This window comes from Streptomyces sp. ADMS, from assembly GCF_033441795.1.
In the GTDB taxonomy this organism is placed as follows: domain Bacteria; phylum Actinomycetota; class Actinomycetes; order Streptomycetales; family Streptomycetaceae; genus Streptomyces.
In genome coordinates this window covers 82,680-96,846 of sequence record NZ_JAVFVX010000014.1, presented here as the reverse complement: position 1 = coordinate 96,846, position 14,167 = coordinate 82,680, and the positions used below count along the sequence as shown (strand labels likewise).

Annotated in this window: 8 protein-coding genes; 2 read left to right on the top strand and 6 right to left on the bottom strand. The window is 71.4% G+C overall.

Going from position 1 to position 14,167, the window contains the following annotated elements:
* Positions 1–211 precede the first annotated feature (211 nt).
* The 6 genes from RB628_RS09430 to RB628_RS09405 all read right to left on the bottom strand — a co-directional run bounded on the left by RB628_RS09430 (position 212) and on the right by RB628_RS09405 (position 10,547).
* Positions 212–1,747, bottom strand: a complete 1,536-nt coding sequence (locus RB628_RS09430) for an RNA polymerase sigma factor (protein WP_318319865.1) — start codon at positions 1,745–1,747, stop codon at positions 212–214.
* 508 nt (positions 1,748–2,255) lie between these two features.
* Positions 2,256–3,143, bottom strand: coding sequence for a FadR/GntR family transcriptional regulator (locus RB628_RS09425; RefSeq protein WP_318319864.1), 888 nt, complete (start codon positions 3,141–3,143; stop codon positions 2,256–2,258).
* A gap of 162 nt (positions 3,144–3,305) precedes the next feature.
* The gene (locus RB628_RS09420) at positions 3,306–5,270 is read right to left on the bottom strand and encodes an ATP-binding cassette domain-containing protein (RefSeq protein WP_318319863.1); all 1,965 of its coding nucleotides are present in this window, start codon (positions 5,268–5,270) and stop codon (positions 3,306–3,308) included.
* 110 nt (positions 5,271–5,380) lie between these two features.
* Complete coding sequence (locus RB628_RS09415; RefSeq protein WP_318319862.1) at positions 5,381–6,139, bottom strand: NUDIX hydrolase; 759 nt, start codon at positions 6,137–6,139, stop codon at positions 5,381–5,383.
* A gap of 131 nt (positions 6,140–6,270) precedes the next feature.
* Positions 6,271–8,457: a glycogen debranching N-terminal domain-containing protein gene (locus RB628_RS09410; RefSeq protein WP_318319861.1), complete on the bottom strand. Its 2,187-nt coding sequence runs from the start codon at positions 8,455–8,457 to the stop codon at positions 6,271–6,273.
* Between the two features lie 542 nt (positions 8,458–8,999).
* Entirely contained in the window at positions 9,000–10,547 is a 1,548-nt protein-coding gene (locus RB628_RS09405; RefSeq protein ID WP_318319860.1) for a DUF4192 domain-containing protein, read from the bottom strand.
* A 226-nt stretch (positions 10,548–10,773) separates the two neighbouring features.
* On the opposite strand from RB628_RS09405, the gene RB628_RS09400 reads away from it, so the two are divergent.
* Positions 10,774–12,939, top strand: a complete 2,166-nt coding sequence (locus RB628_RS09400; RefSeq protein WP_318319859.1) for a RecQ family ATP-dependent DNA helicase — start codon at positions 10,774–10,776, stop codon at positions 12,937–12,939.
* 280 nt (positions 12,940–13,219) lie between these two features.
* On the top strand, positions 13,220–13,861 hold the full coding sequence (locus RB628_RS09395) for a hypothetical protein (protein WP_318319858.1): 642 nt from the start codon (positions 13,220–13,222) through the stop codon (positions 13,859–13,861).
* Positions 13,862–14,167: the final 306 nt, after the last annotated feature.

Genomic DNA, 14,167 nt, shown 5'->3' with positions numbered 1-14,167 from the left:
CTGGGTCAATCACGAGAAACCCAGAGTGATCCAACGGGCTCCGCCCCGCACGCGCGCGCCACGAAAGAGGGACGCTGCCGGCTGGAGCACCCGGCACCGCACGCGCCGGGCCGCGCTCCCCGCACGCCGCTTCGACGGCCCCGTACCCGCTCAGCACGAAGGCCCGGCTCCCCTGGGAGAGGCCGGACCTTCCGTGTCGTAGGACCGCGACCTAGTCGAGGTAGTCGCGCAGCACCTGGGAACGCGACGGGTGGCGCAGCTTCGACATCGTCTTGGACTCGATCTGGCGGATCCGCTCGCGGGTGACGCCGTACACCTTGCCGATCTCGTCGAGGGTCTTCGGCTGACCGTCGGTGAGACCGAAGCGCATCGAGACGACGCCCGCCTCACGCTCGGAGAGGGTGTCGAGGACGGAGTGCAACTGCTCCTGAAGGAGCGTGAAGCTGACCGCGTCGGCCGGGACGACCGCCTCGGAGTCCTCGATGAGGTCACCGAACTCGCTGTCGCCGTCCTCACCCAGGGGGGTGTGGAGGGAGATCGGCTCACGGCCGTACTTCTGGACCTCGATGACCTTCTCCGGGGTCATGTCGAGTTCCTTGGCCAGCTCCTCCGGGGTGGGCTCGCGCCCCAGGTCCTGGAGCATCTGGCGCTGCACACGCGCGAGCTTGTTGATGACCTCGACCATGTGCACCGGGATACGGATGGTGCGGGCCTGGTCGGCCATGGCTCGGGTGATCGCCTGACGGATCCACCAGGTGGCGTACGTGGAGAACTTGTAGCCCTTGGTGTAGTCGAACTTCTCGACCGCGCGGATCAGTCCGAGGTTGCCCTCCTGGATGAGGTCCAGGAAGAGCATGCCGCGGCCGGTGTAACGCTTGGCCAGGGAGACCACCAGACGGAGGTTGGCCTCCAGGAGGTGGTTCTTGGCGCGACGGCCGTCCTCGGCGATGATCTCCAGCTCGCGCTTGAGCTTCGGAGCCAGCTTGTCGGCGTTGGCCAGCTTGTCCTCGGCGAAGAGACCGGCCTCGATGCGCTTGGCGAGCTCGACCTCCTGCTCGGCGTTGAGCAGCGGGACCTTGCCGATCTGCTTGAGGTAGTCCTTGACGGGGTCGGCGGTGGCACCGGCCACCGCGACCTGCTGGGCCGGCGCGTCGTCCTCGTCGTCGTCGGAGAGGACGAAACCCTTGTTCTCGGCCCCCTCCTCTTCCTCTTCGCCGGCCTTGACGTCCTCGACTGCTTCGTCCTCGGGGACCTCGGCGTCGTCCTTGCCGGCGGTCGTCTTCTTGGCCACCGCCTTCTTCGCGACGGTCTTCTTCGCGACCGCCTTCTTGGCCGTCGTCGCCTTCTTGGCGGCGGCCTTCTTCACGGGCGCCTCGTCCTCGGCGGAGGGCTCGGCGGAGGGCGCCGTCGGGGTGGCGGAGGCGGTGGCCTTCTTGGTGGTCACCGTCTTCGCCGCGACCGTCTTGGTGGCGGTGCGCTTGGCCGGACTCTTCGCTGCGACGCTCTTTCGGGTGCGCTTGGGCTCCGCGGCACTGACCATCAGCGTCACACCCTCTTCCTCGAGGATCTGGTTGAGGCTGCGCAGTACGTTCTTCCACTGAGTGGCCGGAATCTGGTCAGCTTCGAAGGCCCGACGCACGTCGTCGCCGGCGATCTGCCCCTCAGCCTTTCCCCGCTCAATGAGCGCCATGACAGAGACGGACTCGGCGATCTCCGGCGGGAGCGTACGGGATGTGCTGGCCGACACGAACAACCTCTCGGAACGTTGGAAACGGCTTCCGGCCCCGTCCACTACGGACAGGAGCCGACGACCGCCGACTGGGGATGCCGACGGCGCGGGCAGGGCCGGGAAGATGCACAGCGCCTTGAACGGCGTCCGTATTCCCTCCGCGGCTGTCACCTCTTAGGTCATCGCGCTGCTTCCGCAAGCGTTACGCCCAATCCGCGTGGCCCGAGTCACACCCCGTAAGCACTCAAAAGCGATCAGATATGGCTAGAAGTGGTCAGCCGTGGCGGCGACCAGCCCGTCCCGACCTGCATGAGTCCGTATCCAGCCGCATCCAGAGCTGTGATGGACGCCTCAGGACGGCGCGCCACCTCTTCTCCTCACCGCTCATTGCATGGTCGCCCTGCCCCGCTGCCGGACCCCGCCGAGCCCTCTCGGGGCCCGGCGGGGCCCGGCAGTGACGGTTCGCGGGTCGAGCGAGCCCCCGGAGGGCGACACGGCCCCCGAGCGTGCCGCTCCCGGCGCGCGGTCAATGCTCGCGCGGGGCCGGGACCACGCGCTCCACCTCGGGGTGCACGACGAGGAGCTGCCGCATGGCCGCCTCCGCCCCCGCACCGTCGCCCACCCCGAGAGCGTCGGCGATCCGGGCGTGGTGTGCCAAGGATGCCTCGGTGGGCCGGTCGCAGCCCGTGATCGGACCGCCGGACACGTGAAGGGCGGCGGACACGATGCCGGAGAGGTGCTCCAGCATGCGGTTGGCCGCGAGCTGGATGAGCAGCGAGTGGAACTCGGCGTCGGCCCGCGAGAACGTCAGCGCGTCGCCCTGGCTCATGGCGTGGCCCATGATCTCGACCATGTCGACGAGCCTCTGCTGGACGTCCTCGCGCCCGTGCCCGGCGGCGAGGCGAGCGGCAAGCGGCTCGATCGTCCAGCGCAGCTCGCTGAGCTCCCGGCGCTGATCGTCGCGCTGCGGCCCGTAGGCCCGCCACTCGATGATGTCGGGGTCGAGGAGGTTCCAGTCGCTGACCGGACGCACGCGCGTGCCGACGTTCGGCCGGGCGCTCACCAGGCCCTTGGCCTCCAGGACGCGGAGCGACTCACGGACGACGGTGCGGGAGACCTCGAAACGCTGGCCGATCTCCTCGGGCACGAGGGGGCGGTCCGCGCCGAGGTCGCCGGAGACGATCATCTGGCCCAGTTGCTGGACGAGTTGACCGTGCAGCCCGCGACCACGGCTGCCCGAGGTACGGCGGCCGACACGGCCCAGCTCCGGGTCCGCGACATCCCAGGAGGGGACTCCGACGCGGCCGGCACCGGGGGCCTCGGCATAGGGGTAGCGGTCGAGTTCGCCCGGGCCGACGAGACCGGAGTCTGCGGAGCGGGCGGCGGTCATCATGGTGTGCGCAAGGGTACTCACGGATCATTTGTCGGCTCTGTCTCCAACTCCCTTGAGGTCTTTGGTGAAAAGCACACGAAAGGGTGATCGCTCACCCCGTCGCAATTGACGCCTTATCGGAAAGAAATGGGCGTTCCCCGGGGAGTTGTGCGCAGGGCAGGACCGGAAGGGTGCGGACGGTCGTCATCGGACCCTGCTGCGCAGGGTCGTGAGCAGATACGCACAGAGCAGAGCGGCCAGCGACAACGCCAGCGCGCCACCGACGGGTTGGGCGATCATCCGCGCTGCTGCGGACAGATACCGCTCGCCCCCGAACGGCCACTGCGCCAGGAACAGTTCTCGCAGCCGCACGGAGAACCCGGCCGCGCTCCGCACGGACGCGCCCTCCAGGACTTTCTGTACGAGAGGCACCACGAGGACCGGTACGGCGACCACCGCCGCGAGCCCGGCGGTGGTGGACCGGAAGATGCCCGCGGCCAGCACTCCGGCCCACGAGCAGCCGATCACGAGGCCGATCCAACTCGCGGTCAGCGCGAGCCAGTCCGCGGGTACCTGCGCCAGTTCCCGTCCGTAGACGAGGTAGAGCACTTCGGCGTCGCAGCCGACGGTGAGAAGGGCAAGCAGCAGCCCGGTGGCCGCGGCGACGAGGAGCTTCGCGGCGAGCAGCCCCAGCCGGCGGGGCACAGTGCCACGGTCCACGGCCAGGGCAGGGTGGCGGAACTCGTCGCCGAAGGCGATGGCGCCGAGCAGCCCGGCGCCGAGGGCCGCGGGCGGCAGCGGCAGCTCCTGCGGCCAGGCGGCCAGCAGACGGTGCTGCGGGGTGTGCCCGATGCGGGCCAGGAGCACGGCGACGAGCGCGGACGAGACGAGCACGGCCGCCCCGGTAAGGAAACCGGTACCGACACCGCCGGCCCGCCGGAGCTCGTAGCGGAGGGGGCGCAGAGGACTCGGAGCGGAACGGACGGAGATCGGGGGTGGGAGCGGGGGCAGGTTGGCGGAGGTGAGGGTGTCGGAGGGGCGTGGGCGGGCGCTCTGGAGGCGTTCAGGCGCGGACAGTGCCGGGGAACGGCCGGCTGTCGGCTCGGAGAGATCGGAGAGGTCCGAGAGACGGGTCGCCGGGGTGACCTCCGTCGGCACACAGGGGCCGTACCCGGCAGGGCCGTGCGATGCCGAAGGACCCTGAGGTGTGGCAGCAGAGCCCTGGCTCAGGGCAACGTCCTCAGGCGTGGCCCCAGCAGCGTTCTGATCACCCTGGCGGGTCGAGCCTGCGCCTGGACCCATGTCACCCACCTCGTCGGCGAGTTGGTGTACGAGGATGCCGTGCCGGAACGCGGTCTCGCCGATGATGGCGCACGTGCTGCCGTACACGGAGAGCCGGTTGCCGGACTCGTGTACGACCTCCACGGAGCTCTGTGCGGTCCGGGCCTCTTTGGTCAGCACGGCCGCGAGACGGGTGGCGTGCGGGCTTCGGACGGCGACGCGGGGGCGCAGCCGGGTGCGGGAGAACTCCGCGGCCTCCTGGTCGGCGACGAGTCGCCCCTGTTCCAGGGTGATGATCCGGTCGGCGGTGCGGGCCGCCTCCTTGGGGTCGGCGGTGGCGATCAGGACAGTGCCTCCGTGGGTCGCGTGGGCGCGCAGCATGCCGTGCAGCCACTGGCGCTCGCGGGGGGCCAGACCGTCGGTGTGCGAGTCGAGCACGAGGGTGTGCGGGTCCGCCAGCAGGGCGCAGGCCAGGCCGAGCCGGCAGTCCATGCCGCGTGACAGGGCGCCCAGGCGTTCGTCGCGCAGGCTGACGAGACCCACTACCTCGAGGACTTCGTCGGCACGGCGGACAGGGACGCCTGCCGCCGCGCACAACATGCGGAGTTGGCCTCGGACCGTGCGCGCGGGGTGCCCCGGCACGTCCCCCAGAAGAACGCCGACCTCACCTGACGGATGGGCGATTCGGTGCAGTGGGCGGCCTCTGAAGTAGGTGATTCCACGGCCCTGTTGCAGTTCGAGCATGAGCCTGAGCACCGTTGTCTTGCCGGCGCCGGGGGTACCGAGGAGCGCGGTGACGCAGCCCGCACGCGCCTCGAAGGAGACGTCGTCGACGGCGGGGGGAAGCTCCTTGCGAGGGTTGCTGGTCAGTCCGAAGGCCTGGATCACCCGTAGCAAGATAGCGCTTTATGTCTGTTTATCCGGGTGTGGCAGGGCCACATGGAGACGGCGTTGCCCCAGTCGGCGTTCAGTGTGCGATCCGCCCGTGGGGTTCGGCGTCAGACCTCGGGGCGCAGCATCGGAGGATTGAGCAGGGTGGCGCCACCGGCCCGGAAGAGCTGGGCGGGGCGACCGCCCTGCCGGGTGGTCGTACCTCCGGTGGGGACGAGGAAACCCGGGGTGCCTGTGACCTTGCGGTGGAAGTTGCGCGGGTCGAGGGCCACGCCCCAGACCGCCTCGTAGACACGGCGCAACTCCCCGACGGTGAACTCGGTCGGGCAGAACGCTGTGGCCAGCGACGAATACTCGATCTTGGAACGGGCGCGCTCCACCCCATCCGACAGGATCTGGGCATGGTCGAAGGCGAGTGGCGCCGCCTGTTCGCCGTCGCGGCCGTAGCCGCCCTGCTGCAGGAGCTCCTCGACGGGGGCCCAGCGTGCGCTGTTCGCGTCGCCGCCCGCCCGGGGAGCGGGCAGGTCGGGGGCGAGCGCGAGATGGGCGACGCTTACCACCCGCATCCGGGGGTCGCGCTTGGGGTCGCCGTAGGTCGCGAGCTGTTCCAGGTGGGCGCCGTTGTCCTGAGCCGGGGCGTCCGGGTCGTGGGCGCGCAGGCCGGTCTCCTCGGCCAGTTCACGCGCCGCTGCCTGCGCCAGATCCTCGTCGGCCCGTACAAAGCCGCCGGGAAGCGCCCAGCGCTCCTGAAAGGGCGGCTCGCCCCTCCGTACCGCCAGCGCGCACAGGGCATGACGACGCACGGTCAGCACGACCAGGTCCACGGTGACGGCGAAGGGCGGGAAGGCTGACGGGTCGTAGGGCATGCCGCGATCATAGTCGTCTGCCTGACGATAAACACTCCCCTCTCCCGGCTGCGCCCCTGGCTGATCCACCGTGGTCGGGCACGGGTGTCCCAGGTCGCTTCAGGTCGTCCTGGGCGATATGCCGTACGAGGTCACGCTCCCAGTTGCAGTCCGGCGGCAGCCTCCTCGACCATGGCGACGCCGAGACGGCCGACCCGTACGGAGAAGGGCTCCCCCGCGACCCGTAGCCCCGTCAGGCCGATCTCGCCCAGCGGCACGCTGCGTACGGGACGGAGCATGACCGTGCTCGCCGGGGCGTCCGGACGGATACCGGCCAGAGTCGCGAGCAGCAGTACCCCGGAGGCAGCGGCCGTGGCCGCCGGTCTGCAGGCCGCCGGGTGCGGCAACGGAGCGCTGCCTTCTGTGCGCTGCTCCCCCGCGTACATCTCCGGCAGCCGGTACTCGAAGGCCTCGGCCGCCGCCAGGAGGCCGTGCAGCAGGGAACTCGCCTCCTTCTCGTACCCGGCGGTGGCCAGGCCCGCTACGGCCACCGCGGTCTCCTGGATCCGCACAGCACCGCTCCGGTGGCCGAACGGGTTGTATCCCGCCTCCTTGATGCCCAGGCCGCGCAGTCCCCAGCCGGAGTCCATGGCCGGGCTGCCGAGCAGGCGGGCGAGTTGCCCGGTCTGCACCTTGTCGAGCAGGCCGGGGGCAGGCTCGCCCGCGCCCAGCAACCCGGTGTCGAGGAGATGGGCGGTGACCGCACCGAAGTGCGGCACGATGCGCCCGTCCGGGGTACGGGCAGCCGCCGGTCTTCCGCCACCCCGGTCCTCGATCCAGAAGTCCTCCCGGAACGCGGTGCGCAGTTCCTGGGCCCACTGCCGCAGCCCGGCGCCGCCAGGTCGTCCGTACGCGTCCAGGAGATCGGCGCCGAGGAGGGCGGCACGGTGAGCGTGGGCCTGCGTCTCGCAACGCAGAGGGCCGCCCGGCTGCGGATCGGGCAGATAGATCCCGTCACCCACGGTCGCGCGCAGCCAGGTCAGACAGCGCTCGGCAGTCGGGAGCAGTTCCTCGGTCGCCTGTTCCGGGAGCCCCCAGCGCCGGGCCTCCGCGAGGAGCACGGGGAAGAGCAGTGTGGCCTCCGTACCCGTGCAGCCCGGTGGCAGGTGTGCGCCCGCGTCTCGGCGCGGTCCAGGAAGCATGCCGGACCGCGGGCCCGGCCCTGTGAGCTGGGTACGGGCCAGGGTGCGCAGCGTGCCCGCCGCGAGGCCGGTCCCGAGGGGGAGCGTCATCCGGGCGGCGGCGAGGGCCTCGGCCGGCGCCATGCCGCAGCGCCACGGTGCCCCTGCAGCGAGATGGGTGTCGGAGGGATGCGCGGAGTCCCGCAAGAGCAGAGCCTGGAGATCCTCGATGCTGGTGCGGAGGAGCGCCTCGACGCGTGGATCGTCGCCGACGGCCCGTGCTGGGGCGAGAGGGCTGGTCGCCGCGTGGCCCACGGCTCGGACGGGTCCCGTGCCGTCCGGCCGTATGCGCAGTTCCAGGGTTGTGGAACCGCCCGGGGGCAGTTCGAGCTCCCAGCGCAGCAGGCCCGCGGAGGCCAGCGCGTCGGCGGGTGGCGGGTCGGCCGTGACGGCGGCGCCGCCGGTGGCGCAGGACCAGCGCAGGCCGAAGGCATGGACGCTGGCAGGCAGTTCGGGGCCTGCGCTGCCGGAGGCGATGGTGCCCAGGTCCGCGAGGTCGGTACCGAGAGACACCTCGACCGGCAGGCGCAGCGGGCGCAGCGCCGAACTGTGCAGGGTGATCCGCTCCGTGCCGTCCGCGTGGCGGAGGCGCTCGACGATGACGTCAGGGTCCGGCCCGCCGTCGGGTGAGGCGCGCAATGTCCCCACGAACCGGGCGCGGTCGGCGGCGGTCATCCGGGCCTGGACCGCGAGCGGTTCGCGGCCGGCCACGCGGATTTGGCACCGGGCGAGCACGCGCCTGCCCCCGCGATAGAAGCCCTCCAGTCCTCGGCCGGTGAGCTGCCCCTGGTCCGTGGAGATCGCGAGCCCGGGGAGTGCGACGCAGATCAGGGTGGTGTGGGTCGGGGGCAGTTGGGTGGGACGGCGGGCCGCAGAGGGTGGGGCAAGCGGTGGCCGGGAGGAGGAAGGCGGCGCGAACGGTGGCGGCGCGCCCCTTGCCGCAGGCGAGTAAGGACGTCCGGCGCCCGGGAAACGCGGCTCCGAGCCGCGCGGGTCCCCTGCGCTCCTCGGTGCTCCACCCCCGCCTCCCCGCAAGGGCGGCGCGGGTGTACTGGCGGCACGGGGGTCGTCGGCGGCCGGGGGCGGTGGCGGGTGCATGGGCGGCTTCTTCTGCGCTCTGGGCGCCGGGGGCGCGCTCGGCGCCTGGTGGGGAGCTTCGGCGGGGCGGGGGCGATGTGGCGGCGCGGCCCGTCCAGGGGGTCCGCCACTCAGGTGAACGGGCCAGGGCTTCCCCGAGTCACGCTTCCGGCGGCGGAAGCCGACCGAATGGCGGTGGGGCGGGGCATACGTCCGGCCGGTGCCGGGACGACTGCACCGGCTGTCCGCAGTGATGGGGATGGTGAGGTGTCCGTGAGTTGTCCTGGCGCCGGTCAGTGGTACGTGGGACGCACTGCCGTTGCTCAATCGCCGGACAGGTGTTCCATCTGCGCCGAACCGTTCGCCGACCACCAAGCGGTTGCCCGAGCGCCTCTCAACCGACCCGTCGCCATCAAGTCGCTCCGCAGGCGTCCCGCCGCTGCTCAGCCGCCGGTCACCGGTCCCGGTGCTCTTCGGGCGCCCAGCGGCTGTCCCGCGCGCGTCGGTCCCTCCGCCTGGCTTTCGGTTGCTGCCCAGCCCGCCATGGACCACCCCACCCCTGTTCACGCGTCATCCCCCTTCGCCCGGTGTCCGCGCGGGGCAGCCTCCCCGGTGCGGAGGCTGCGACGACGTACGGCGGGCTTGCCCGGGGGCTGGGGACGGGTCCCGTCCGTCCCCCGGGCGCGAGGGCGCGTGTCGGCGCCATCGAGCGCGCCGACCCGACGTCGGCGCCTCGTGGCAGACTCCAGCGCCCGTGCGGCGCCGCTGACCGACGTCGAGCAGGATGGGGGGCCTGTGGCGTCGAGCGGCGTCGTGGCGTCGGTGCTGTCGATCCGGCTGTCGCTCTCGATGCCCTCCGTACGGTCGACAGCGCTCGCGCCCTCGGCCCCCTCCGGTTCCTGCCACGATTCGGTGGCCGTGTCCTCGCCCGCGTCGCCGCCCCCGATCCACTCGGTGTCCGACGATGTCCGGGGTGGCCCGGCAGTCATACGTGCTCGGCCGCCGCGCTCCGCGCGCAGACAGCGGCGGATCGACTCCGGGTCCAAGCCCTCGTTGCAGGCCTGGTGCAGCAGGCGGGCGAACAGATAGCCCGGGTCCACGCCGAGCGCCATGGCCAGGGCTTCCCTGGCCTCCAGATCATCGCCGGTCGACCAGGCGACCCAGCCGGCGAGTGTCAGAGGTGCCGCGGCGTGCTCGCGGTACGGCCCGACGCAGCGGCGGGCGAGAGCCCGCCAGAGGCGCAGGGCCGGTGCCGCCTCCTCGCCCTCCATCCACTCCGCCGCGCGATCACGGGTCGTGCGATCCTGCAGACCCAGAATGAGCGTGGCGGCCTCGTCGTGTGCGAGCAGTTCGTCGTCGCGAAGGTCTGCCAGGAGCGTGCCGGAGACGGCGGGTGCGTCGGCGAATCGGTTCCTGATCCGGATCGCCTGTCGCAAAGTCTCCTCGGCCACGTCCACGCGGCTCGCGTCGTCGAGGATCCGCGGGACCAGGCGGGCATTCGCGGTGTCGAGTGCGCGTTCCTGTTCCAGCGCCGCGGCGGTCTCCAAGGGGTGGAACCTGGCCCGCAGCTCACGCAGTGTGCCCCGCACCTGCAGGCCGGCATAGGTCGCGGCGGCGGCCAGCACCGAGGTGCCGGGCAGGCCCATGGGTACTCCGTCGTCCGGACAGCAGTCGGGGGTCACGCAGCAGTAGGACCAGAAGCGGTTGTCGGCGATGCAGAGTGCCTCGACCACGGGCACGTCGAGTCGGCCGCATTCGGTGCGCAGCAACTGGGCGAGAGGGCGCAGACGTTCCCTCACCTGATGCCGCGCTTCGCCCTGCGCCGGTTCCTGGCAGAGGTATACGACCATGCTCTCGGGCCGTGCGCCTCTGCGCTCGCTGCCGGTCACCAGGCCGTGCGTCAACTGATGGGCCACAGCGGGCCAGTCGTCCGGGTTCGCGGGAATTCCAAGCCGGGCGCGGCCGCCGAACCGGCCGCGTCCGTCCTTGTCGTGCAGCGCGACCAGGACGATGCTGTCCTCGGGGTGGTAGCCGAGCAAATACGGCAGGGCATCGGCCAGTTCGGCCGGAGTGCGCAGGGTGACCTGATGCGTTTCGCTGTGATTCGTCATGCGGTGACGATCTCGCGGATTGCCAGATTCCGCTTGGGCCTGTGGATAACCTCGACCAGGGACACGTCAAAGACGGCGCAGGGCTCGTGCGGCCGGCAGGACGGGCACGGGGGCGTGCATCGCCGCTCGGTGTGCTCCCGAACCCGCCGAACACACACCCCGCCGGGTGGCCGTGATCCGCCGTCTCACGTGCCGGTTGTCAGCGGCGTCCTGTTGTATGGGGTGCATGGAGCACACGAGCAACGCGGATCTCCGAGCGGCGGCCGACACGGTCCTCGCCCGTCTCGTCGGAGATGCCACGGGCGCGGCCCGGCTGCGCGAGGACCAGTGGCGGGCGATCGAGGCGCTGGTCGCCGACAAGCGCCGGGCCCTGGTGGTGCAGCGCACGGGGTGGGGCAAGTCCGCGGTGTACTTCGTGGCGACCTCACTGCTGCGGGCCCTGGGCAGCGGCCCCACCGTGATCGTCTCTCCGCTGCTCGCGCTGATGCGCAACCAGGTGGAGGCCGCGGCCCGGGCGGGCATTCACGCCCGGACGATCAACTCCTCGAACACCGAGGAATGGGACACGGTTCAGAACGAGATCGCGGCGGGCGAGGTCGACGTCCTGCTGGTCAGTCCCGAGCGTCTCAACAACCCGGACTTCCGCGACCATGTACTGCCCAAGCTCGCCGCCGCGACGGGCCTGCTGGTGGTGGACGAGGCCCACTGCATCTCCGACTGGGGCCACGACTTCCGCCCCGACTACCGCCGACTGCGCACGATACTCACCGACCTCGCACCGGGCGTGCCCGTCCTGGCCACCACCGCCACGGCGAACGCGCGCGTGACCGCCGACGTGGCCGAGCAGCTGGGCACCGGAGGCACCTCGGACGCGCTGGTGCTGCGCGGCCCACTGGACCGGGAGAGTCTGAGCCTGAACGTGCTGCGGCTGCCGGACGCGGCGCACCGGATGGCATGGCTAGCCGACCACCTGTCCGCACTGCCGGGTTCCGGGATCATCTACACGCTCACGGTGGCCGCCGCCGAGGAGGTCACGGCCTTCCTCCGCCAACGTGGGCACACCGTGGCCTCGTACACCGGGAAAACGGAGAACGCCGACCGGCAGCAGGCCGAGGACGATCTGCTCGGCAACAGGGTGAAGGCCCTGGTGGCGACGTCCGCGCTCGGTATGGGCTTCGACAAACCGGACCTCGGCTTTGTCGTGCACCTCGGTTCGCCCTCCTCCCCGATCGCCTACTACCAGCAGGTCGGTCGCGCCGGCCGCGGTGTCGAGCACGCGGAGGTGCTGCTGCTCCCGGGGAAGGAGGACGAGGCGATCTGGGAGTACTTCGCCTCTCTGGCCTTCCCTCCTGAGGAGCTGGTGCGCCGCACGCTCGACGTCCTCGCACGCGCGGAGCGGCCGTTGTCGCTGCCTGCCCTGGAACCTCTGGTGGAGCTGCGCCGCTCGCGTCTGGAGAGCATGCTCAAGGTTCTCGACGTCGACGGGGCCGTCAACCGGGTCAAGGGCGGCTGGGTCGCCACGGGCCGGCCCTGGACATACGAGACGGAGCGCTACGAGTGGGTGGCGCGCCAGCGGAAGGCCGAGCAGCAGGCGATGCGCGCGTACGCGTCGACGACGGACTGCCGAATGGAGTTCCTGCAGCGCCAGTTGGACGACGAGGGCGCCAAGCCCTGCGGCCGCTGCGACAACTGCGCGGGAGCCCGGTTCACACCCGACGCCTCCACTGGGGCCGTGGACGCCGCACGCGCGGATCTGGGCCGGGCCGGTGTCGAGGTCGAGCCACGACGCATGTGGCCGACGGGGCTGCCGGCGATCGGAGTCGATCTGAAGGGACGTATTCCGGCCGGTGAACAGGCTTCCACTGGGCGCGCGTTGGGCCGGTTGTCGGACATCGGCTGGGGCAACCGGCTGCGCCCGATGTTTTCGCCGCAGGCGCCGGACGGGCCGGTGCCGGACGACGTGGCCGAGGCCGTCGTCGGCGTACTGGTCGACTGGGCGAAGGGACCCGACGGCTGGGCATCGGGGGCCTCGTCAGCACAGTCGCGCCCGGTAGGCGTCGTCACCGTCTCCTCGCGCACCCGACCGCAGCTGATCGCGTCCCTGGGCGCACGGGTCGCGGAGATCGGCCGGCTGCCGCTGCTGGGCAGCCTGGAGTACGCCGGTGACGCCCCGCCCGTGTCCCGCAGCAACAGCGCCCAGCGGCTGAAGGCCCTCGACGGAGCCCTGACCGTGCCGCCCGCACTGGCCTCCGCCCTCGCCGGGACGCAGGGGCCTGTCCTCCTTTTGGACGACTTCACGGAGACCGGCTGGACCCTCGCGGTGGCGGCCCGGATGCTTCGACGGGCCGGTGCGCAGGGCGTGTTGCCACTGGTCCTCGCCCTGCAGGGCTGATGACGGGAATATGAACCAAGCCGAACAAGCGGACCAACAGCATGTTCCCGGCGACCCCAGGCATCTACAAATGACACACCTGGCAGGGATATAATCCACAGATCACCAGAAGCCGGTCGGTGGCCCCATTTGCTCGTTGCCGCAACCCAGTTCGACAGCAAGAATTGGAGTCCGCTCCCGCACGGCATGTCCGTGGTCCGGCAGGGCTCCGCTGCGGTGTGCGCTCCCCCAAGTCCGATCTCCCGCCCGCAGTGTTGGGCGCGTAGCCGAAGGGAGGACCGTGACCTTCGGATTCGCTCCGTCCCCCGCGGCATCCATGTCGACGTCTGCCGACCTGTCCGCCGCTTCCACCAACTCAGCAGCCCGCATGCTCGAACCCGCGGAGTGGGCCGCAGCCGGGATTCCTCTGCTGCGCAATCCCCGCGAGGTCGTCAGCGGACTGCACGCCCGGCACCGTCCCGGGCCCGCGACGGCGATCGTGGCCGTCCTCGATCCGGACGAACGGCTGCGCGCGAGCGCCTCGTTCACCCGCCGCTCGGCGCCTGCCGACGGCTGGATGTTCCGTAACTCGCTGCTCGCACAGCTGCGTCGGGTCATCCCTCACGACCTGCGTCGCCGTACGCCGGTGCGCACTGCCGTCCTGCTCTACTGCCGTGACGGCGACGCGCGCTGGACGGAGGAGGACGGCGCGTGGATGTGGGGTCTGCGGGACGCCTGCACTCTGCACGGGCTGCGCTGCGGCGCGTACATCACGCTGACCCGCGACGGCTGGCAGGTGCTCGGCGAGGGCCGCGGCGGGCGCCGTCCGAACACGGATTCGCCACCGGAGCCGTTCGCCATGCCCGAGGCACCGCCACCGCTGCCGATGCCCCGCACCGGAGGCGCCGCCTCGGACATCCTGCGCCGCGCGGCGGCCCGCTGACACCGGTAGGGAGCCAACAACACGCCCCATATTCTCCGGCGGTTGGCCCACCTCCTGGAACTGCGCCTGGCAGCCACGGATGACATCCACGTCGTACATGAGCAGCCACCACGGACAACGGCGTCCGCCTGGTGCGACGTACGACAGTGATCACCTCGCGAACAAGTGCACGACCGGCCGACGCGCACGCGCACGGCGGTCCGGCACACGGCCCGCCCGTACGGCATCCAACGCAAACGACGGGAGCACGCGCACGCGTGCTCCCGTCGCCCGCACGACCCCGTTCCTGCCGGGGCCGTGGCATCG